General features: G+C 54.6%; 29 protein-coding genes. 1 reads left to right on the top strand and 28 read right to left on the bottom strand.

Annotated features, from left to right (window positions below; genetic code table 11):
• Positions 1–62 precede the first annotated feature (62 nt).
• Entirely contained in the window at positions 63–461 is a 399-nt protein-coding gene (locus CSR04_RS24670) for a hypothetical protein (RefSeq protein ID WP_146027077.1), read from the top strand.
• On the opposite strand, the gene CSR04_RS00690 is transcribed toward CSR04_RS24670, so the two are convergent.
• The 28 genes from CSR04_RS00690 to CSR04_RS00560 all read right to left on the bottom strand — a co-directional run bounded on the left by CSR04_RS00690 (position 400) and on the right by CSR04_RS00560 (position 19,554).
• Complete coding sequence (locus CSR04_RS00690) at positions 400–1,344, bottom strand: hypothetical protein (protein WP_102794311.1); 945 nt, start codon at positions 1,342–1,344, stop codon at positions 400–402. The two genes, CSR04_RS24670 and CSR04_RS00690, sit on opposite strands and share 62 nt — an antisense overlap.
• Positions 1,344–2,021, bottom strand: a complete 678-nt coding sequence (locus CSR04_RS00685) for a hypothetical protein (protein WP_102794310.1) — start codon at positions 2,019–2,021, stop codon at positions 1,344–1,346. Before CSR04_RS00685 ends, CSR04_RS00690 begins: the two co-directional genes overlap by 1 nt.
• Positions 2,018–2,551, bottom strand: coding sequence for a baseplate complex protein (locus tag CSR04_RS00680; RefSeq protein WP_102794309.1), 534 nt, complete (start codon positions 2,549–2,551; stop codon positions 2,018–2,020). The genes CSR04_RS00685 and CSR04_RS00680 overlap by 4 nt, the downstream gene beginning before the upstream one ends.
• Entirely contained in the window at positions 2,551–3,294 is a 744-nt protein-coding gene (locus CSR04_RS00675; protein ID WP_102794308.1) for a hypothetical protein, read from the bottom strand. Before CSR04_RS00675 ends, CSR04_RS00680 begins: the two co-directional genes overlap by 1 nt.
• Positions 3,294–3,629: a hypothetical protein gene (locus CSR04_RS00670; RefSeq protein ID WP_102794307.1), complete on the bottom strand. Its 336-nt coding sequence runs from the start codon at positions 3,627–3,629 to the stop codon at positions 3,294–3,296. The genes CSR04_RS00675 and CSR04_RS00670 overlap by 1 nt, the downstream gene beginning before the upstream one ends.
• Positions 3,629–3,964, bottom strand: coding sequence for a hypothetical protein (locus CSR04_RS00665; RefSeq protein ID WP_102794306.1), 336 nt, complete (start codon positions 3,962–3,964; stop codon positions 3,629–3,631). Before CSR04_RS00665 ends, CSR04_RS00670 begins: the two co-directional genes overlap by 1 nt.
• Positions 3,961–4,560, bottom strand: coding sequence for a hypothetical protein (locus CSR04_RS00660; protein ID WP_146027076.1), 600 nt, complete (start codon positions 4,558–4,560; stop codon positions 3,961–3,963). The genes CSR04_RS00665 and CSR04_RS00660 overlap by 4 nt, the downstream gene beginning before the upstream one ends.
• Positions 4,557–6,035, bottom strand: coding sequence for a fibronectin type III domain-containing protein (locus CSR04_RS00655; RefSeq protein ID WP_102794304.1), 1,479 nt, complete (start codon positions 6,033–6,035; stop codon positions 4,557–4,559). Before CSR04_RS00655 ends, CSR04_RS00660 begins: the two co-directional genes overlap by 4 nt.
• A complete protein-coding gene (locus CSR04_RS00650; RefSeq protein WP_102794303.1) occupies positions 6,035–7,198 on the bottom strand; it encodes a hypothetical protein in 1,164 nt (387 codons plus the stop codon). Before CSR04_RS00650 ends, CSR04_RS00655 begins: the two co-directional genes overlap by 1 nt.
• Positions 7,192–7,470 carry a hypothetical protein gene (locus tag CSR04_RS00645; protein WP_102794302.1) on the bottom strand — a complete coding sequence of 93 codons (279 nt, stop codon included), beginning with the start codon at positions 7,468–7,470 and terminating at the stop codon, positions 7,192–7,194. The genes CSR04_RS00650 and CSR04_RS00645 overlap by 7 nt, the downstream gene beginning before the upstream one ends.
• On the bottom strand, positions 7,467–7,856 hold the full coding sequence (locus CSR04_RS00640) for a C40 family peptidase (protein ID WP_102794301.1): 390 nt from the start codon (positions 7,854–7,856) through the stop codon (positions 7,467–7,469). Before CSR04_RS00640 ends, CSR04_RS00645 begins: the two co-directional genes overlap by 4 nt.
• Positions 7,857–7,858: 2 nt before the next feature.
• Positions 7,859–8,338 (bottom strand): hypothetical protein, encoded by a 480-nt coding sequence (locus CSR04_RS00635; RefSeq protein WP_102794300.1) that lies wholly within the window; start codon positions 8,336–8,338, stop codon positions 7,859–7,861.
• 2 nt (positions 8,339–8,340) lie between these two features.
• A complete protein-coding gene (locus CSR04_RS00630) occupies positions 8,341–9,555 on the bottom strand; it encodes a hypothetical protein (protein WP_102794299.1) in 1,215 nt (404 codons plus the stop codon).
• Positions 9,552–10,298: a phage tail-collar fiber domain-containing protein gene (locus CSR04_RS00625; protein ID WP_102794298.1), complete on the bottom strand. Its 747-nt coding sequence runs from the start codon at positions 10,296–10,298 to the stop codon at positions 9,552–9,554. Before CSR04_RS00625 ends, CSR04_RS00630 begins: the two co-directional genes overlap by 4 nt.
• Positions 10,288–10,818 (bottom strand): phage tail protein, encoded by a 531-nt coding sequence (locus CSR04_RS00620; protein WP_102794297.1) that lies wholly within the window; start codon positions 10,816–10,818, stop codon positions 10,288–10,290. The genes CSR04_RS00625 and CSR04_RS00620 overlap by 11 nt, the downstream gene beginning before the upstream one ends.
• Positions 10,815–11,981, bottom strand: a complete 1,167-nt coding sequence (locus CSR04_RS00615) for a baseplate J/gp47 family protein (protein WP_102794296.1) — start codon at positions 11,979–11,981, stop codon at positions 10,815–10,817. The genes CSR04_RS00620 and CSR04_RS00615 overlap by 4 nt, the downstream gene beginning before the upstream one ends.
• The gene (locus CSR04_RS00610; RefSeq protein WP_102794295.1) at positions 11,974–12,297 is read right to left on the bottom strand and encodes a DUF2590 family protein; all 324 of its coding nucleotides are present in this window, start codon (positions 12,295–12,297) and stop codon (positions 11,974–11,976) included. Before CSR04_RS00610 ends, CSR04_RS00615 begins: the two co-directional genes overlap by 8 nt.
• Before the next feature lie 8 nt (positions 12,298–12,305).
• Positions 12,306–14,483 carry a phage tail tape measure protein gene (locus CSR04_RS00605; RefSeq protein ID WP_102794294.1) on the bottom strand — a complete coding sequence of 726 codons (2,178 nt, stop codon included), beginning with the start codon at positions 14,481–14,483 and terminating at the stop codon, positions 12,306–12,308.
• Between the two features lie 61 nt (positions 14,484–14,544).
• Positions 14,545–14,685 (bottom strand): DUF6890 family protein, encoded by a 141-nt coding sequence (locus CSR04_RS24835; RefSeq protein WP_172449194.1) that lies wholly within the window; start codon positions 14,683–14,685, stop codon positions 14,545–14,547.
• Positions 14,686–14,705: 20 nt separating this feature from the next.
• Entirely contained in the window at positions 14,706–14,999 is a 294-nt protein-coding gene (locus CSR04_RS00600) for a putative phage tail assembly chaperone (RefSeq protein WP_102794293.1), read from the bottom strand.
• 25 nt (positions 15,000–15,024) lie between these two features.
• Positions 15,025–15,333, bottom strand: a complete 309-nt coding sequence (locus tag CSR04_RS00595; RefSeq protein ID WP_245921263.1) for a hypothetical protein — start codon at positions 15,331–15,333, stop codon at positions 15,025–15,027.
• Positions 15,334–15,750, bottom strand: a complete 417-nt coding sequence (locus CSR04_RS00590; protein ID WP_102794292.1) for a hypothetical protein — start codon at positions 15,748–15,750, stop codon at positions 15,334–15,336. It lies immediately after the preceding gene.
• Positions 15,747–16,346 (bottom strand): hypothetical protein, encoded by a 600-nt coding sequence (locus tag CSR04_RS00585; protein WP_102794291.1) that lies wholly within the window; start codon positions 16,344–16,346, stop codon positions 15,747–15,749. Before CSR04_RS00585 ends, CSR04_RS00590 begins: the two co-directional genes overlap by 4 nt.
• Complete coding sequence (locus CSR04_RS00580; RefSeq protein WP_102794290.1) at positions 16,346–16,795, bottom strand: phage protein; 450 nt, start codon at positions 16,793–16,795, stop codon at positions 16,346–16,348. The genes CSR04_RS00585 and CSR04_RS00580 overlap by 1 nt, the downstream gene beginning before the upstream one ends.
• Entirely contained in the window at positions 16,792–17,907 is a 1,116-nt protein-coding gene (locus tag CSR04_RS00575) for a DUF2586 domain-containing protein (protein WP_102794289.1), read from the bottom strand. Before CSR04_RS00575 ends, CSR04_RS00580 begins: the two co-directional genes overlap by 4 nt.
• An 18-nt stretch (positions 17,908–17,925) precedes the next feature.
• Positions 17,926–18,648 carry a phage virion morphogenesis family protein gene (locus CSR04_RS00570; RefSeq protein ID WP_102794288.1) on the bottom strand — a complete coding sequence of 241 codons (723 nt, stop codon included), beginning with the start codon at positions 18,646–18,648 and terminating at the stop codon, positions 17,926–17,928.
• Entirely contained in the window at positions 18,641–19,099 is a 459-nt protein-coding gene (locus CSR04_RS00565) for a phage tail protein (protein WP_102794287.1), read from the bottom strand. The genes CSR04_RS00570 and CSR04_RS00565 overlap by 8 nt, the downstream gene beginning before the upstream one ends.
• Positions 19,099–19,554, bottom strand: a complete 456-nt coding sequence (locus CSR04_RS00560) for a head completion/stabilization protein (RefSeq protein WP_102794286.1) — start codon at positions 19,552–19,554, stop codon at positions 19,099–19,101. Before CSR04_RS00560 ends, CSR04_RS00565 begins: the two co-directional genes overlap by 1 nt.
• Positions 19,555–19,573: the final 19 nt, after the last annotated feature.

Below are 19,573 nucleotides of genomic sequence, written 5' to 3'. Positions count from 1 at the left end.
GCCCCCAAATTCCCGCCCGCACTATAATTGCCTGTATGTATTTACAGTTGTTTGGTGCAGGTATGCCGTCGGTTAGAGTCAATTGGAATCAGAGCACGTCAGTGCTTAACCCCAACCCGCTTAACAAGAAGTGTTTGCGTGGTAATGCGGTAGACGTTCGCTATGCAGATGGGCGCGAGTTGGTGTTAGGCTTGCGGGTGTTTATTGAAGAGTCAGCAGCATTGATGATGGGGCTTGCGATAGTGGATATCACTAACGTTGTGATGTGGTATCCGGACAGCGATATAGGCTTTGGTGACTATGTGCCTATACGCGGGTGCGTGATGGGTGCGGTGTCGCTGTATGGTGGTGTGCACTTGGTGCTTAGGGATGGTAGCCCTGTTGAGACTGGGCCAAAGCCTATTCAACAATTGGGCTCAATGTGTCCTGTAGTCCCCCTGCATCGTTCTTCTGGCCAGTGAAGTCACCCTTTTGGTCAGGCGGTGGCCCGCCATGTGTGTGGTTTTCCAGTGTGGTGGCTATGGCTTTTACTACCCCTATCAGGTCTAGCAGCACCTGGGCCACGTTCACGCTTTCACTACCCAGCCATACTTTAGGGGCTTGAATGTGGGCCAGGCTTGTGGCCAGTGCTTGCAGTTCTGCCCCTATGTGCATTTCGGTATTGCCTTCGCTGTAGGTCTTCAGCACGGTTTTACTGGCTAACTTTAGTTCCTGCAGTGCTAGCAATAATGCCTGCTCACCAGCCAGCAGTCGTAAGGCTCCCATGGCTTCAACGGCTTTGGTGCCGCCAATAGTCTCGGTGCTATTGGTATCAACGTTAACCTGGTGGTGATGGTAGTTCTGCACGCTGTGCACAGTGTCCACCTGGTGCACGGTGCTTTGATCGTGTATGCGTTTGTCTGTGTGGCGCTGCCAGTTGCCGGCTGTGTCTGCTGACTGGTAAACACCAGGCGAATGCTGCCACAACATATCGCCGTTGTTTACTGCCGGGCTGGTTTGGCCGGTGCTGAGTACTGTCCGGATAAAGGGTTTTGCCGGGTTGCCATAGGCAAACGCTACCTCAACAATCGCGCCTGGTTGTGGAAAGCCCCAATGGCCCTGATCAAGCCCCGCCATGGCCACCGGCAAAGGAACTGCTTTGAATAGTGGCAGGGTGTCATCCACTAAACCGGCGGCGGTCAGAATGCGAATATCTACCGCAAAGCGGGGGCGGAATTCGTCAACAATGCCCGGCACTGCTGGCGCATCTGCCACTGCCACTACGCGGGCCAGCTTGGGCAGGTGATACCCGGCAAACAACTCTGGGAATAAGCGCCGAATGGCCTTTTTTACCACGTCGAACATTACCACCTCACCGTTGTGTAGCTGCCAGCGTGGGAAACCTCAGTGATGCGCTTGCCATTAACCTGCACGCCTGGGCGCAAGCCCGGCAGTAGTTGCATTACCATATGTTGGCTTTCAATTCGCTGCACCTCGTTGGGTAGCACTTGCAGGTTTTTGCCTTGCCAATACGAATCAGCAAATCCACCGACATAGCACTTGCCGTCCCCCTGCTGTTGCCATATGTAATCAGGTATGGAAAAGGCCACACCAATGGCCTGTAGTGCCTGAAGACCCGAACCAACATGGTAAAAGTAAGGTAGTTTGGTTTTAGTGTAAGGGGCGTCAGGTATCACAAAGGTAATACCGGCAATTGCGGTTATTTCTGCCAGCACCTGGGCAAGATCAACATGCCTAAGCGCCAGTGGCATGTGGGTTTCAAGTACGTAGGTAAACTCTCTCGCTATCACCAACCACTTGCCTTTTACCAGCTCGGTGCATGTGGTTACCAAGCCGGTAAAATCTCTGGTTAATTTTTGCTGCTGCCCGAATCCCTGGGAATATTCAACGAATCCGGTAACATTCTGTTCTGATTGAATAACAAAGCGTGCTTTACCAGGCGCGTTCAGGCCCGTTGTCAGGCTATCTTCAACCAGATCTACCAGTTGCCCGTCAATCACAAGTCTTTTGTTGATTTTCATGTGCCCGCCAACATGTTTTCGAACCTTTGCAGGATTTTTTCACTGTCAGTCAGTTCTGGCTGGGTTTCTGCGCTTTCCACCGCCGTGCCCTGGGCACTTTGTTGCTGTTCTGGCAGTTCTTTGGCGTTTTGCTGCTCTTGCTGTTTTTCGGCTACGCTGCGGTGTTCTTTTAGCAGAAAGGTGCAAAACCACACCCGGGTGGTGTCGTCTTCGCGCACGGCCAGTTCCTGGCTGAATGTTACCTGGCGAATACCCATGGCTTCGGCGGTGGTGTTAACAATGGTGTAAATGTGGCGGGCGCCGTTTTCGTCCAGTTTGCTGGCCAGAGAGTGGATTAGCTTCAGGTTTTCCGGCTGGCGCTGGTCCAGTTTCAGGCGCACACGCATCACCTGGGCTTTGTTGCCGGTTTCGGCGTCTTCGGTGCTGCTGCCCTGGCCGCTGAGATCGTCTGAATCAATGGTATAGGTAACCTGCAGGGTAATTTCGTTACCCGGTATGCGCTGCCCATCCAGTACCAGCTTTAACGCCATTACACCCCCAGTAATTCATTGATTGGCGCCAGGTCGGCGGCCGTGCCAAACCAGGCCATGATCATGGCCAGGCTTTTTTCTGGGCCTGGGCCACCTGCAGCACGCAGTTGGGTGCCTAAGTCGCCCCCGGTCAGGCTTAGGGCTAAGGCGTCGGCGCTGTCAATTTGTACATTGCCCAGTGCGGCGTCTACTTCGGCATTGTGGGCCTGCTTGGCAGCATGCCAGGCGGCCAGTTCTGCGGGTATGTCGTCTATAGACTGGGCGGCTTCGGTTTTGGCCAGTTGCCTGCCTTTAGCGCGGTAGCATTCGGCTACTTTGCCAATATGCAATAGGGTATGGGTTTGGCGTATTTGCACTGGTACCGTGCTGGCATCTTTACCAATCCACTTTTCTTGTTCCAACACGGCCAGCAGGGCGGCGCGCTGCTGGGGTGTTAATAGCCACAGGATATTGGTTGCGTCCAGCAGTACCTGCAGCTTGTTGGCAAAGTCGGCTTGCTGGCTGCTTGCTACGGCCAGCAGGGTAGCTGCAGGTGCGTTTAGTTCTGCCAATTTTGTGGCCATGGCGTTCACGGCATTGGGGAACGCCAAATGAGTTGGCATGCCCGGCCCTTCGCCTACGCCGTACTGGTATGGGTGCACCAGCACACTTTGCACGCCGTTATCGAGTGCGTGCAGGTCTGCCAGTGCTGCAGCGCTGGTAATGCTGGCTGGCTTGGTCAGGCTCAGGGCTTGCCAGGTCATCAGGCAGCGTCACTTGCCGTAATGGGGGCGCTGGGAATGCGGGCAGTGCCTGCGTTGGTGTAGGTTTCGCTGTTGTTAAACGCAAATGCACCTTTAAACGCCGTGTCTTGCCACACGCTGTAATGGCTAACTTGCGCACCTGCAGGCACGGTTATTAGCAGTTCTTCGTCCAGGTCGCGCACACCGTTGGCGGCTGCACCGTATACGCAGGCGCTACTGGCCCCGGCTATGGCGTTGGTTGTACCTGCCGCGCCCGGGTCGCCGCTGTGCAGTTTTAACAGGTTTACAGCAACGCCGTTGGCGGCTTCGTTCTTGGCTGCTATTGAATATGGCATTATGCACCTCTTGACGTTGGGTTAACTTTTTCTTTGCCCATAAACACGGGCGGCAGGCGGTTGCCTGCGGCGTCGTACACCACAAACTGGTGGCGCACCGGGCCTTGCATGGTCATTTCGGCGTCGTCCAGGTGGGTCACAAACTCGTCGCCCACTACGGTTATGCCGTCGCCTAGTTGTTTGGTGATCAGCACATTACCGGCCATGTCGGTCATAACAAATTCGGCATGGCTGAACTGGTATGCCGGTACTAAAACCTTGTCCTCGCCGTCTGGCTCATACACGGCGGTGGGAAAAATGTTGTCGCTGTATTGGTAGTAATTGCCCAGTCTCATTGCAGCACCCCGTCAAATCTTGGTTTATGCAGCAGGCCGTCAAAGCGGGCTGTATAGCGGCCTTGCTGGTCTGGGTTAATCAGCGTGGCGTTTAAGCCAAGTTGCAGTGGCAGTGCGCCCAAAAACGTGATTTGTTTGCTTTGCTGCGCCTGGCTGTTTAAGGCCAGGGGCATGTTGCCAGCCAGGTTGGCTTGTTTCTGCAAGCTGGCGGCGGCACCTAAGGCCAGGCTGGCTGTGCCGGTAAATACGTGCTCTTCGTCTTCGCCTGGTTCCGAACCAACGGTAAGTTGAATAGCCTGAGAATCTAACAAATGCCCATTTTTGTACCGCTCAATGACCGCGCTATCTGATTGGTCGTTTGCTATTGGCACGTAAACAAACGAACCATCTTCGTACATGAATAGACTGCCGTTTTCAGGCCATTGGGTAACCAGTGCCCTAAACTGGGCGTCAGCATCTGTTGGCAGGCTCACTGCACTGTATAGCGCAGAGGGGCCGTGCTCGCCGTCGCCTGGGATTTGACTACCGGGTATGCCCAGGCCTGGCACTCCGCAGACGATAGCACCGGGGATTAGCGGAACATCACACCGGATCACTGGGCTGTCTCCCTGAATACGCACTCGCTGCCGTCGCTCATCAGCGCCACTACTCGATATTGCACAGCGGCCTGCAGATTTGCTGATGCTATAGAGGCAGGAATGCCCTGGGCGTTGGTAGTGTGCCCGTTTGTACGCAGCACAAGCTGGCCAGAGGTGACATCCTGAACATCAACTGTTATGCCTGTTTCGTTCGCCCTTGGCGTGCCGTTATTAAGGACCAGGGCGCGGGTAAAAGCTAAACTGGCGGTTGCAACAGCGGCCTGCGTGGTGAACTGGGTTGGGGCTGACCACGCACCGTCGCCCACATCGTTATAGGCGCGCACCTCAACTGTGTACTGTGTGTCCGGGGTTAGGCCAGTAATACCCGCCGGGTCATCCACGCCCACATCAATGGCCGCGCCGCCGTTAATGCGTATATCAAACCCGGTGGCATCGGCCTCTGCATAGCTATAGTCAACCGATACCGTATGGGTGCCAGGTGTAACAGAATCAATAACAGGCGTACCAGTTGGTGGTGGGGCTGCGGCGGCGACCGTAAAACTGATCGCGTTAGTGTCTGCGGTGTTTTCGGCACTGTCTGTTGAAGTGATGACGATGCCGGAATAGGGTCCAGCGGCAGTGGGCGTGCCCGATATCACGCTACCCGCCAGGCTCAGGCCTGACGGTAAACTACCAGCGGTGAGGGCGTAGCTAAACGGTGTTTGGTTGCCCGCGAAATAGGTAGCCAGATCTAAACTGTAGGGCGTGCCAATTTGAGCGGGCTGGGCAGGGATTGTAGCGGTTAATGATACTGGAATAGGCGTCGGCTCACCGTCCCAAGCAATTGTGCCGCTTAATGTTCCTCGCTCTGTTTCTTCGCCGCCAATGTCCTCAACAAACGTCCCGCTGCCCTCTTCGCACGGATACCAGCGGTTAACGGCACCGGCAAATACGCTGCCCATTGATGCACCATTGGCAATAGCTTGGATTTGAGCGTCTGATAGCATCGTACTGGCAATACCAAAACTTTCTACCGAGTCGCCATCTAACTGGCCGCCGACGATTTCACGGTTTGCGCCTATGTACCAGGGGCCGCCAGATATATTGTCAAGGCCGCTACTTCCGCCCTGTTTAACAACGCTATTACCTGGCTGACAAAATCCAATCGTAGGGATGCCACTGGTTGAGCAGCCAATAAAATAAACCATGTCTTCACTTGGGGCTGGAACGCCTGGCGTTTGCAATTCCCAAGTGCGCTGGGTGCCGTTGTCACTTTTTATAATGCCCTTCAGAAGCCCTACAGCCGTAATTTGCAGTTCCATGTACTTGGCCAGGAACGCCCCTTCATCAACGGCAAATAGGGTCTTTTGTGCCCCAGTTGGGGTAACCTGCCCGCGCAGTACCACTGTCCAGCCTGTGCTGACTTGTAAGTCCAGCTCTGCGCTGTCGGCAATAGTAATCAGGCTGTTAGCGCCCATTAATAATCGTGACATTAGCTACTCCAACTCGGGCGGAACGTGTATACGGTGTTGATGTCGTTAATCAGGTAAAAGATGCCCAGACGCGACAGCCATCCAAAGCGGCCGTACGTGCCGTTTTCGTCACGCACCGTTGGCACTACACTATTACCTGCCGCTACCGGCAGTTGCGCTATCTGCCAAGGATCGGTGCGTGGGTCGCCTGTTGGCGTGAGTGTGTTGATCAACGTGGTGTCAGTGCTGTTATCCCACATGCACAAGCGGCCTTGCACCCACTCTGGGTTTTGTTGGCCATTAACCGGTATACCTATCCATGAGCCGTTAACCTGCGGCTCAGTTAATGCGTTGGTCACCGGGTCAAATACCATCAGCTTGTTAGCCGCGTAGGGGCTGATCCAGGCGATAACATCATGGCCTGGGATGTACGTTAGCGAGTTGTAGGCAGCGCCGGTATTGAGTGGCCCCGCCGTTGTAAACGTCAGGTCAGCCAGATTAGTTCGGCCAATGCGGCCAGTGCCTGAGCCGCGACTCCATATAGCATTGCGGGTTGGGTCGTAGCAGCAACCCTGGCCAATTGATGTACCAATTCCAGTAGCAGCCGGGCCAAACTGGATCATGTTTCCGGCGTGGTTAAACTGTATGAAGTTGTTAGTGCCATGCTGTCCACTGTGGGCGGTTTTACCCTGCACACCTAACGCCGGGCCAACACCTGGTATATACACCGGTGCATTGTAGCTATGGGGTGGCCGGGGCCTGCCATCACTATACAAACCGGTGGCCTCCTGGCCATCGTTGGTAATAACCGTGCCGTCCCACCCACTTGGGGGATTTAAACGCAGCCAGCCAGGAGTGTTTGTGAGCAAATCCAGCTCATGATTGTCGTTGCCCGCCCAGTCTGCATGCCCCCCACTGAGCGGATCAATAATCTTGTAGTCGCTGTGGCATAGGCCGTTCCACGTGCCAACTTTTTTGCCAAAGTGGCCCCACGCCGCATACTCTGGAGGATCTGGATAGTTTGGGTTTAAAGATGGGTCTAGTGCCGGGTCAAGCGCGGCCAATGTGGTCACCAGTGGCACAGTGCCCCAGTGGTCAGGCTGGGGGAGCCAGTCGGGCACAAATGTGGGGGCAAATCGGCCTGCATAAATCGGCTTTCCCTGGGCAGAGGCGTAGGCTAACACTTCGGCCCCCTTTTAATACTAATACGGTGCTGAATCAGCGTGCCGTCGTCTAACCGTTCAAAGTCGGCGTAGTGGTAGTTTTTTTCGCGCAGGTGCTGCTTTAATGTTGTGCTAGTGCGTCGCTTTAACTGGCCGCAGCCTTGCCATATCCAGGCGATGCGCCACCACCACCCTTTGGGGCTGACAATACAGCCAAATAGCGGCTTGCCGTTGTCGTCGCACACCATTACGGCGCGGCTAAACCAGGGTATGCGGCGTTCTACTATTTTCATTGGCTCACCATGTAGCAGTGTTCTGGGGTTACCCGGCTAATGCGGCTGTTGTTAAACAGGCCGCTGCACTGGGCTACCAGTTCAGAGCAGAACCATTTATCTGGCTGGTTCCACAGGCCCCAGCGCACGCCAAACACGCCGCCCCAGTCGTAACCAGCGCCCAGGTATTGCAGTGCCGTTCTGGCATCGCCTGGCATAAAGCGCATTTCGTGGCTGGGGTACTGGCGCTGCACTTCGGCCAGGCTCTGGCGAATTACGCCGTGTTTGGCGGTGGCGTGAATCACGTCTTGCCCAATCACCACCCCGCAATGGCTCCAGCGCGACCAGGTAAAGGCGCGGATCAGAAAGCTCAGCGGGTGGTGGTTGCGGCAATAGATGACTTGCATTGCTATACCTCGTAAAACACTTCGTTTGGTTGCTGTGGCAGCAATAAACCTGCTGCTGATATCGTGCTTTCAGGCACCACAGCTTTTACCCTGGCTTCTGCGTCTTGCAACATAGCTATGGTTTTATGCCAGGTCACATCCACCACTTTGTATTCGTCCAGAATGGAGAAATACAAGTCCACCGTGGCATCGGCCTGGCGGGCGGCTTTAATATCTTCGGCAAAGGGAATCAACCGCTCTTTAAACCACGCCTTGTGCAACTTGGTGTTTGGGGCCGGTTGTGGTTTTGGTGTTGGCTCGGGGGCGGGTTGCGCTTGTGTCTTGGAGGCCAGTTGCCAGCCGTTACCCATCCACCGTGGCGTCAGTTCACCGGTTGCTTGCATGGGGGCAATAGTGACTACTCTGGCGGGTACAGATTCGCCTTTAGTCAGTGTAACTTCGCGCAAGAAGTAACCGTTTATGTCTATTAGGTAGCCTTGCATCGTTATACCCTCACCATTGCCAGTGACTCGCCGCGCGGCCCAACAGGGCTGCTTACTTCTGGTATGTAGAACTTTGCGGGGTCCTTAGCTATCGGGGCTAGCAAGGCATAATCACCGTTTTCGAATTGCAGTGTTACACTTGGTGAACCATCAATAGAACCATGTATTTCCTGAATCTTTCTACCTGCAAACGAATCGTTAAACGAGCCGTTGTCACGTAGTTCATTGTCCTGCCAGAACGCCACTAACACTCGGTTATTTTCAATCAGCAGGTCATGCAGATCGTTCGCTTCTGTCTTGCATATCACGCCAGCACTCTGACCGTGATACCGCACAGTTATGCCGCCATCTGTTGTATACAGTTTTTTGCTAACAATGTGCGTACCCAGTCTGCCGCTTGGCCCGCCATTTGTGGCCACTTCGTCTGCAATCACATTGCCTGCGGCATCCCAGGTAATAACCCCGTTTTCGTGAACAAACACAATGTTTCCATAAGCCGGGTCTGCCGGGCTTATGTCATCCAATACATAAAGCTGAATGGGGTAGTTGTGGTTGCTTGCACCAAAGTTTTTAGGGTCATTCAGTACAGTAAACGAGCTGAACTCCCCCGCAGTCCGAACAGCCTTCAATAAGCCCAGATAGCCATCCACTACGTACATGACCTGGCTGTCTGCACTAAATGCCGCTGCCAATACGGTGCTGCCGCTATACAATGCCCCAGGCACAGCCGCTAAGGCGGTATGCACCCCTTGTACAAACGTTGCGCCATTGTCATAACTAATCAAATTAGCAACGTGCGTTTGGCCATTAATGTTGTTAAACCACCAAGCGAATATGGTTAGTCCATCTGCTGCCAGGGCAAACTTCCAGTGGCTGTTTATGTCGAATGTGGCTGGCGCACTATGCTGAGTCCAGTTATCGCCCCCGTTAACGCTTATTTGTAACCTGGCGGTTGTACTTGTTTTGCTTACTTGCGCTAAAAACTGCCCGCCTCGCCCCACGTATATCCCTTGCTTGGTTGAAAGTGGGCTTATAAATGGCATTTCTCTTGCTATGGCAACGGGCATTAAGCCGTTAGGTAAGCCTGTGGCATCTGGGTAATCTGCCAGCAGGTATTCTCGGCCTGTTCGCAGCATGAATTGGTCTTTTAGCACAGAAGGCACAATTACACCCAGTTCGCTGCCCCCCAGTAGTGCGGTGTCTCTTATCGTGCTCATAGGGTTGGTACTCCGTTTACAAAGTCAATGCGCCAGGTCAGCTCACGGCGGGTCAGTTGCACCTGGCTGTAGTTGCCCCGACGAGTGCGGATAATGCCAGTGGCGACTTGCAGGTAACCAGGCGAGGCAATACCCATTCCGCTTTGTGCGTCGCACACCACGTAAATGCTTTTGGTTAACCCCTGCGGAATCGTCAGGGTAAGCGGCTGCATTAAGCGGTAACGGTGGCCTTCTTTAGCGACGGTATTGGTGTTTATCTCGGTCCAGTCCAGGCGTTCAAACACATAGGCCGACACGTCAAACTGCCAGCTTTCGGCGGGTATGGTGACGTTGGTTACGTCAGCCGCACCAACAAATTTCAGGGCAAAGTTGCGGGTTAAGTTGTTGCCCCCGCCAAAAGGCGTACCCAGTTTTTGCTGCGGGTAGGTGTAGCGAATCATCACCAGGGTGTCGGTGTCGTCGTACAGGCCCACCCAGTTAAATTCAAAGTCACCCACGGTGCTGTCCAGCACAGCGCTGTATACTACGGTGTCACCGTCAATTGCTCCGGCTCTGGTTACTGGCATAGTGTGCACCAGGTCGGCGCTGGGTTCTGTTTCGCTGTAATTTTCTGGCAGGGTTTCAGGGTCCAGCCCGGCCACGTTGGCAAATTTGAATGTGCTTATATTCAAATTTTCGTCTGCGCTGATTTTTGCGCCTATCAGGGCATGGCCCGCCGCTGTGAGTTTGCCGCTATGGCTCATAGGTTACCTCGCTAAATTCCTGGCTACCGGCAAATTCCCACACCGCCAAATGTTGCACAGTGCTGGCGTTGGTGCTGAATTCATAACGCCTGGTGGTGCGGCCGTACTGGCGGATCAGTTCGTGCAGTAGCTCGCCGTTTTCGCTTAGCTGCTGTTCGGTGGCGTGAATGGTTATTACGTCCCAATCCTGCGGATACACCCGCTCATACATGGCCAGAATATCCACGCCCAGGCGCTGGAATATGGCCAGCATGCCTGCATAGCTGCCCGCGTCTTTGGCGTTGTGATAGGCGTACTTCACGCGCTTTCTGTACAGGGCAAGGTCTTCGTTTTTCAGGCGGGTGATATCGCGTTCCCACGCCATTAGCTCTAAAACGGGCTCGTCGCAGGTCATGGCGTCTTGCTGGCCAGCCTGCCAGCCGGCGTGGGTGCGAATGGTGGCCCAAAAGGCGTCGGCGGCTTTTTTTAGCGCGTCTACGGCGTCGCCCGACAACCAAAATGGCAAGTTTATGCTACTCATTGCACCACCACCGTCAGGCTATTTATGCGGGGCACACTCACACCGCTTTGAATGTCGGCATTAGCAAACACCAGGCGTTCAATGCGTGGGAACTGGCGGTGCAGCTCCTGGGTTAAGCGGCTAAAGGCAAACACCTGGCCCGGCTGGGTAGTAGTGGGGCTGTACGCCTGGTTTTCACGAAATGCAGCGCGCACAAAGGTATTCACCTCTGCTTGCAGGGCAGTGCGCTGTGCTGCCGTGGTGCCGGTTACTGCCCAAATTTGCAAACTGATATCGTGCAGAGTTTCAGGCATGGCAAAGGCTTGTACGTCATCGCCGTGGCCATGGTTACCCTCTGGCATTAAAAATGTGTTTATGTCGCTAATAAACTGGGCACTTGGGTTACCTACTGGCAGCAATACGTAAATGTTGGCTGTGCCTGGGCCGCGGGGGGCGTTGTGCTGAAAATACAAATCTGCAGGGCGCAGTCCAAACTGCTCGCTTAGCATGCCACGGTAAACGGCGTCGGTGTGGTAGTCGCCCACCAGGTTAAACTGGTTGCGAATGCGCAGCCTGAAATCGTCGGCGGTTTCGTCGTCGCGGCCTGGGCTGGTTAGCCAGTCCTGGCCGTTGGTGATCGTAATGCCATCAACCGGGTTGGGCTGAATATTGTAATAGCCTGCTGGCAAGTTGTAGGCGGCGCCTGGTAGCTCGGCTTCGGCTTGCACGTAGGCGGTGGTTGCCCCTACGGCCAGGGTTACGTCTTCGGTGGTGATTACGCGGTAATTCTTGCCACCAATCAGGGCGGTTTGCACCACATGGCCAGCGTTAATGGTTACCTGTTGGTCACTGGTTTGGCGGCTCACGGTTAACAGCCCCACAGCGTTGGTTCTGCCAAGCTGGGTAAGCAGCACGTCTTCGCCTTTTATGGTCAGCGCCTGGCCGGTGGCGGTTTTTACAAACTGGCTGGGCAAGGTTACGTCGGCCAGCGCATCCATAACCGATTTGGCCGGCTTAACAATCATGGCATCAAGCAAACGGCGAAAAGGGCTGTATTCGCTTTCGTTGGTAATGGGGTTGCCCTGGGCATCCAGTTCCTGTTGCCACTGCGTTTGCAACGCCTGCTCGGTAGTGGGCAGGCCTGCATCGGCCAATATCTGGCGAAAATCTACATCATCAGCCATAAAATGCCCTTAGTGCGGTTTGCCCGTAGTCCACGGTGATGGCCTGCACAAACAACTGGCCTAACTTGGTTTCGGTTACGCGGGCGGTGCCGGGTACAATGCGGCGGTCTTCCTCAACCGCTATTTCGATTAGTTTCATAAAGTGGGCGCGCTTATCACTGCTGCGCTCGCCAATCATCTGCACGACATGGCCGGTTTCGCGGATCATGTGTTTTATGTCCTGGGCAATGCTGCGGCGGCCGTCGACTAACTGCGGTTCGCGCACGCCGTCCAGGGTTAGGTCGTCGTCGGTGATCAGAATATCAATATCGTTCATCTGGCCCCCTATAATCCGGCAACCAAGAAGCGTTCACGCAACTGGTCTGGGTCGTCCAGCCGGTCTGTGCGAATCGTTACGTGGTCTATGTGCATGCCTTGGTTGTTGGTTTCGCTGCGGAACTGCTGCATCACGCCGCCTTTGGGTACGTCCAGGCGCTGGCCTGCAACCTGCCCGGTAGATTCGGGTCGTAGCGGCAAGGTAACCAGATTATCTGGCTGGTACCGTGCTGGCGTTGTTGCCAGCGCTGCAGCAAGTTGGCGTTGTACTGGTAGTTGCACCACGTTGTTGTAACTGTTAACTGCTTTGGGTTGCTCTAAGCTGCCGCCCAGTTTTATATCCAGGCCCAGGGCGCTGGCAATGGTGTTAAATACGCCGTTGTCGGCCACATGTTTTAGCCAGCCTGCCAGGGTTTCCAGGCCGGTATTTACCATGCCTACTAAATCGGTTAGCCATTCAAAGCGGCCGCCAATGGCAAACAGGCCACTGGTGTTTATGTCCATGTTCAGCGTGTTAAACCAGTCGCTGGTCCAGGCGGCAAGATGTTTCAGGCCTTCCCAGGCCAGGCGCAGTGGCAGCAGCATGGCGTCTATGGCCACGCGGGCCAGTTGAAAGGCTACGGATTTGTCTAAAAAGTCGGTGACGGCAGTGCTTACCTGGTCCCAGTGTTTGTACAGCGCATAGGCGGCCACGCCCAGCGCGACTACACCCAGCACAATCCAGGTGATCGGGCTGGCCAGCAGAGCGGCGTTAAAGCCCCATACTGCGCTGCGCATGACTACCAGGGCTTTGGTTAAAAACCCGGCTTTGGCTGCGCCAGCGGTAACTGCCATGTGGTAGCCAATTAAAGCAACCCTGGCGGCTTTGTATCCTTTAGTTACCCCGGCTAACAGTGGCGTAAACAGGCCAAAGCGGCCAAACAGCAGCATATGCGCAGCACTCAAACCTACCGCAGCAAAGCGGTAAATTCCCACAGCCACGGTCATGGCGGCAATGGTGCCCATCAGGCCGATGACGGCTAAACCAGCTTTGCCTATCAACCTGGTCAGGTTGGGGAACATTTCGGTCCAGCGCAGCAGGGTTTGCCCGCCGCGCACAAAGCTTTCTACGGCGGGTTGGATCACGGGTAATAAGGCCTGGCTAAAGGCGGTGTGTACGCTTTTGGTGGTGCCGACTAATTGTTGCCAGGGGTCTGTCATTTTTTTTGCCATTTGAATGGCAACATCCATTCCATTTACGTCGGCAATTTTCTGTGTTTCGGCATTGAGTTTCTCGACCCTACTAAGTTGTAGGTCGATGAACTTGGCGGCTGTATCAGAACCGAATGCCGCCTTGATGACATCAAATCTTTTAACAGCTCCTAGATGTCCAAACTTTTTCAGTATGTTAGAAAGCGCTTGGTCTAGTGGTAATGCCTTTCCCGCTGTGTTGGTTAACGCTACACCTAACGCTTTTTCCGCTTTACCCATACCTGTCAGGTAACCAGTGAAAAGAGTTCCTGACTCTCCTCCTTGAGTGGTACTTTGCAGATTACCTAGAATCGCTAGCTGTTCGGCATAGGAAAAACCCATGTTAGTGGCAGTTTTACCAAGATTCTCGAATGCCTGTGCCATCTTGGAACCTGTGGTTTTATACATCTGAACAGCCAAAGCTGTTTGTCCTGCAGTTTGCTCAACCCATTTAGACCTGCCCATTTTGTTGGCGGTATCGCCAAATACTCCATAAAGGGTCCCTAAGTAGTCTGCGATGACCTTAACATCTGCTTTGGTTCCTTTGGCCAGCACACTCGTAACATATGAAAAGTCGCTTAGTTCGTATCCAGTTAACCCAGCTATAGCAGACTGAATGTCATAAGCAGCTTTAACAATTCCACTCGAAGCCATGCCAAACTGGGCCTGAGTAGCCAATGCCATGCGATTAAGTTTTTGCAGGGCTTTGGGTTCAACGTCGAGGCTGGCCACTTCGTTCAGGGCGCGCTGCTGGTCAATGGCGGGGGCCATGGCCTGGTTTAGCATAAACACGGCGCTGGTGATACCGGCGGCACCGTAGGCCACGTTGCGAAAGCCTTTTTCGGCGTTGCGGGTTAAGCGTTCAATGCGGGTGTTGATAGCGCCAACAGGCCCGGCGGTTTTATCCGTCAGGCCTACTACAAACATCAGCTTTTCAACCTTTTCCGCAAAGTTCACTGCATGGCTCCGGTGTAGGGCGTCCTTGCCCTGGTTTTCGTCCGTGTCGCTGCTTTTGGGTTTATCCCTTCATGGCCTTGGCTATGCCGTTGGCAACGCTAATTGCCATGTTTTGCCAGTACTGGTTTTCCAGGTACAGGGCGGTGCCAAGGTCGTCATCGTCGTTACTGTGTGGCAGCCATTTGGCGCGCAGGGCCAGCAACTGGCTGTAACCGCACTCGCTTAAGCGCTCGGCTTGCTGGTGCGCTCCTTTACTACGGCACCAATGTCTGGCTTGTAGTCAGACGCCAGCACGTTGGCCAGTTCAATTTCACTGCCTGGGTTTTCGTCAATGATTTTCAGCAGGTCGTCTTTGCTTTCGCTGTTAACACAGCGCACCAGAAAGTTATGGCTGGGCGCCACCTTGTTTTCTGTGCTGATTTCGTTGGTGTACTTATTGAATTTGTCGCGGTCTACGGTGAAATTCAGCTCAAGACCTGCGGCCAGAATCACTAATGCTTGTACGTTCTTGCTCATGTTGTTTCCCAGTTCGTTGGTTGTGTTACATACCGGCCTGGCGTTCTATCAGGCGGTCTAATTTGCCGCTGATCACTGCCAGGTCGCCTTTTAACTCGATACGCAGGGCTTCGCTGCGCTGCTTGGTTTCGTTTACCTCTTTAACCAGATAGCTGATAGCCAGGGCGTTTTGCTCTATGCGTTTGTCTACCGTGGCCACCCAGGTAAATACCGGAATGGCGATGATCACGGTGCTGAGCAGATGGCCCACACTGATGGTTTTATCCAGGTGCCAGCCCCGGCGTTCCTGGCCCCATTTCTGTGGCACTTCGGCTTTCATTTCTGGTTCTGCCATTTAGCTTTTCCGCCATAACTTCAGGCCGATTGCGGCCAATACCACGGCTTCCATCATAAATTCCATATCCACCCCGGCGGCGGTCATGGCTTTGATGGATTCAATGCCTGCCTGCACTAAACGCAGATCGCCAGTAAAGGCGGTCCATACTGTGCCCACTACAATCAGCAGCAAGGGGGACGTGATCAGAATGGTGATGTATTCATCCTTCCAGGTGTTGTCTTGTTGGCCAACGTTGAGCGATTCCCACTCAGCGTCGGTCAGGGTGACTTCCTGCGCGCCTTTTTCCTTTTGCGCGGCCAGTTTGGCTTTGGCGGTTTCGGCTAGCTTTTTGCGTTCCTGCTTGCTGCGAAAAATATCCACCACACCATTGATTACGCCCGTGACAGGTGCCGCTAACGCGGTTAACCAACTCATGATCCGGCCTCCAGTTTCTGCTGTGTGAGCAGGGTGTAGGTAAAGCTGTTACCGTGCAGCTCGGCACCACGGCGGCACAGGGCGATTAACATGGCGTAGTCGTCGGGGTTTTGGATGACCTGACAACCGGCGCTGAATTTGTCTACTTGGCTGGCTAAGCCCTGTTCACTGGCGCGGTGCAGGTTAATGCCGAAATAGCCGGTTTCTTCCACGCAGTCGGCTAAGTTCAGTTCCTTGTTGCCGTCGTTGTCGCGGAATACGGTAATTTCACTGCGCTGCACCAGGGCCGGGTATTTGCCCTGGTGACGGCCAAGCTGCCACAGGCCTTTGTATTGGCCTGGTTTAACTATGGCGGTGCCGTTTACGTTCAGCGGGTTTTCGCGGTAATAGGTGCCAGGGTCGGTGGTGCAGGCAAACTGCAGCAGCACGTCCTGGCCGTTTTGCTTGTAGAGCACGCACAGCAGATCGTTAAAGGTGTTGGCCTTGGTGTCGTTGCTGCGAATGCCAATCAGGTTAAGGTTGTAGTCGCCACGGCTGAACAGCTTATGGCCTGCTGCTGCCATGGCTTTTTTTAGTTGTTCGGCCGTGGTGCGCATTAAACAATATCCTCAATCTCGGCGGGGGCCAGATACGGCACGCCGTTAATGTTGACAAAGTTTTTGTCGGTAACCACGTAGGGCAGCTTGTGCTTTTTCTTTTCTTTGCCGTTGGGGTCGATGTTGAGCAGGTCGCTGATTTTCAGCAGGCAACCGAAGGCTTCAACGTTCATTTTTGTTTCGCTGCCTGCGGCGGTAAAGTTGACGTCGAACGGCGGTAAGCCTTTCCATGAGCCCGCGTTTTTGGCGGCTTCGTTAACGATCAGGAAATTGGTGGTGTCCAGTTCAATTTCGCCTTCGGCGCTTACATCGCCATCAACGTATCCGTTGGGCACGCCGCCGGTTTTTACCGTGGTTCGTTCGTCGGTAATGTTGAGGGTGGCTGATTCAACGTGCACCAGCAGGTCGCCAATCATCACGTCAAAATCTTTGCCTGATATGTGCTTCATTGTGCGCCTCCGTTGGTCAGGTCAAGCCCGATATTGACGGTGATCTGCTTCGGGCAGTTGTAAGGGGTGAGCTTTAGCCACACCTGCACATGGGTGCGGCTTGGCCAGTTGATTTGTATGGCATCGTCGCCCGGCTGTTTAATGTCGCCGGGCCAGTGCTCGCCGTTAAACACGGTGGCGCTGGCCATTTCGCGCAGTGGGCGGGCGAAAAAGCGTTTGTTGGCGGCAATGCTAATGGGGGTGCTGTTTAACTGGCGGTTACCCACGCGGGCAATGGCGAGCAGGCGCACGGCACGGGCGGCTTTGTCTACTACCCGCAGGTGTTCGATTACCTGGTAGTCGCCACCTGGGATGTCCAGCAGGTTGACGTCGCCCCAGTACATGCCTGGGTATTCGGTATAGGTTTGCGGCACACTAAAACGCAGGGCGTCTAGCGCTTTTAAATGGGCGTTGGTCAGTGGCCTGTCGTCGCTGTCTAGCGGGGTTGCACCTAACCCTACCAGCGCCCCGCTTGCTACGCGCATGGGCGTGTCAGCAATGCTGGTGCTGTCGTTGGCTAATCGCCCGGCTATTACGCCTAAATCGTTGCCGTGTAGCTGCGGCACTACGGCTACGCGGTTGCCTGCTACATCGGCAATCAGCGGGGCCATGTTGGCCTGGTACTGGGCCCAGGTTTCGGTGCCTGCATCAATGCCGGGGGCGGCAATTAGCACAAATACGCGGCGGGCGTGGGTGTTGAGCAGTTCCACGGCCTTGGTGTGGGCGGCTTCTATGTCGGCTTTGGCGGCCACTTGCACGCAGACAATAATGCCCTCGGGGCTGATGCCGGCTTCCATGGCCAGATCAACGGCGGCCTGCCAGTCGGTGCCGGTAATGGCCACGGCGGTAGCGCCCCAGTTTTCACTGGCGTTTAAGCGGGCGGCAATCAGGTTGGTTTTTAGTACGCTGTCGGCGGCGCCAAACAGGTCGTCTAAGTCGCTTTGCTGATCGAGGCTGTTTACTTCGTCTACCCCGGCAGCGGCCTGGCCGATAAATAAAAAATGGCGCTCTACACCGGGCAAACTGCCTTGTACCTGGTTAAGCGTGTTTACGATGACTTGCCCTTGTGCCATGGGTGTTACCTCGTTGGTTTAAGCTAGTTGCCCGGTCAACTGCTGCAACAGCAGGTTGATCAGTTGGTCTGTTTCTTGTCTGGTTGCACCTAACCAGGTGCGTTTTTGTCTTGGCACCTGCCACTGGGTTTTGCTGCTGGCCTGGGCGGGTGCGGTTTTCTTCAGCAGGCCAATGAGTGCGCCAACCTGCTTTGGATTCAAGTTGGTGATAATCCAGCGCAGGCTGGGTAGCTTGCCAATGCTGCGGCCATTGCGCCATTTGCCATTCACCATGCGGCGCTTGTTAATGCGAAAACCTAAATCAATGAGCTTTTTGGCTTGCGCTTTAGTGGGTGTGTCCTGGGCGCTTTGCTGCTGCTCTGTGCGTTGTTTTTTGTCATGGTTGGCGCTATTGGCCGGGCTGTACTTGTCGGCTATGCCGTGGTGGTGGGCATAGGCAATCAGGGCATGCCTGGGCTTTTTAAAATACAGCATGGCGCGTTCTGCATTGGCGGTGGCGTTTAGCTCGCGTTGTACTTTGCGCAGCATTTTGCCTTTACCCTTGGTGCGCGGTGCCCAGCTTTGGCCGCCCAAGTCTTTTTGAGCTCGGCGGCGCTGGTTACTGTTACGGGCTACGGTGCGCGACACTTTGCGCAAAAACTGGCGACGCTGATTAGGCGACATGCGCAGCCACTGCAGGGTGCGCTTAATCTGTTCGGTGCCTTTTACAGCCATGTCCCAGCCGATTATCTGTTTACTCATGGCACACCTCGCCGTCGACTTCTGCGCTTTCGGCTACGTCGATAGTGGGCGGTTGCAGGCTGTAGCGCTGGCCGTCGAACAGGTAGGGGCCGTTGTCGTCGCGCTGCAGGTGCAGGGCTTCGCAAAATGGCACTTCGATTAGTACGTCTACCTGATGGGCGTCGACCTGTTCAATATCAAACCTGGGGGGCGGCAGGGCTTCGCTGTCGTCGGTTTGGCCGTTCTCGTACACCCAGCTTGCTACATGGGCCAAAATGGTATTGGCGTCGCCGCCGTACGATTCAAATTCAAAATTGGCTTCGTAACTGATGTATGCGGCCACAATGCTGCCGTTGCTTACCTGTTTGCCACTTAGCTGCAACTGGCATTCGGTAATAAAGTGGTTGAGCTTTTCGCTGGCGACCAGGTTGGCCTGGTGCAGGTAGTTAAGCAGAGCTTTGAATTTTTGCATTAGATCAACTCGCAGGTAATGCCGGGCACGCCGCGCAGTTGTCTTACATACTGGTCGGCTTGCTGCCTGTACCAGTCTTCGTTCTTTTCGGCTTTTTCGCCGGTGGTGTCGCTGGTTTTACGGTCTGTCACGGTTGGCATGCGGCGCATTACTTCGGCCTTGGCCCAGTGGTAAACAGCAGCTAAGTACAGGGTGGTAAAGGCGCCATCAATGGGTTGGTTGGGGGCGTCGTCCAGGTCATAAATACCAGCGGTTTGCCAGCTTTGCTTGTGGCTGGTCAGGCGGGTGTTGATTTCGATCATGGCCAGCAGTAAGCACTGCTCAACCATGGCTTGGGAAAAGTCGGTGGCCACACGGTATTGCTGCTGAAAATCACCCAGCGAGATATCCGGGTAAAAGTCGTCGTTAGCCAACACTTTGGCTAAATACTCTTTGGTGCGGCCGGTAAAGCTCATGCTGGTACCCTGCTGGTAA

The organism is Bowmanella denitrificans (assembly GCF_002887595.1).
Lineage (GTDB): Bacteria > Pseudomonadota > Gammaproteobacteria > Enterobacterales > Alteromonadaceae > Bowmanella > Bowmanella denitrificans.
The sequence above is the reverse complement of the archived record's forward strand: the minus strand, read 5'-3'. Positions and strand labels throughout refer to the sequence as shown.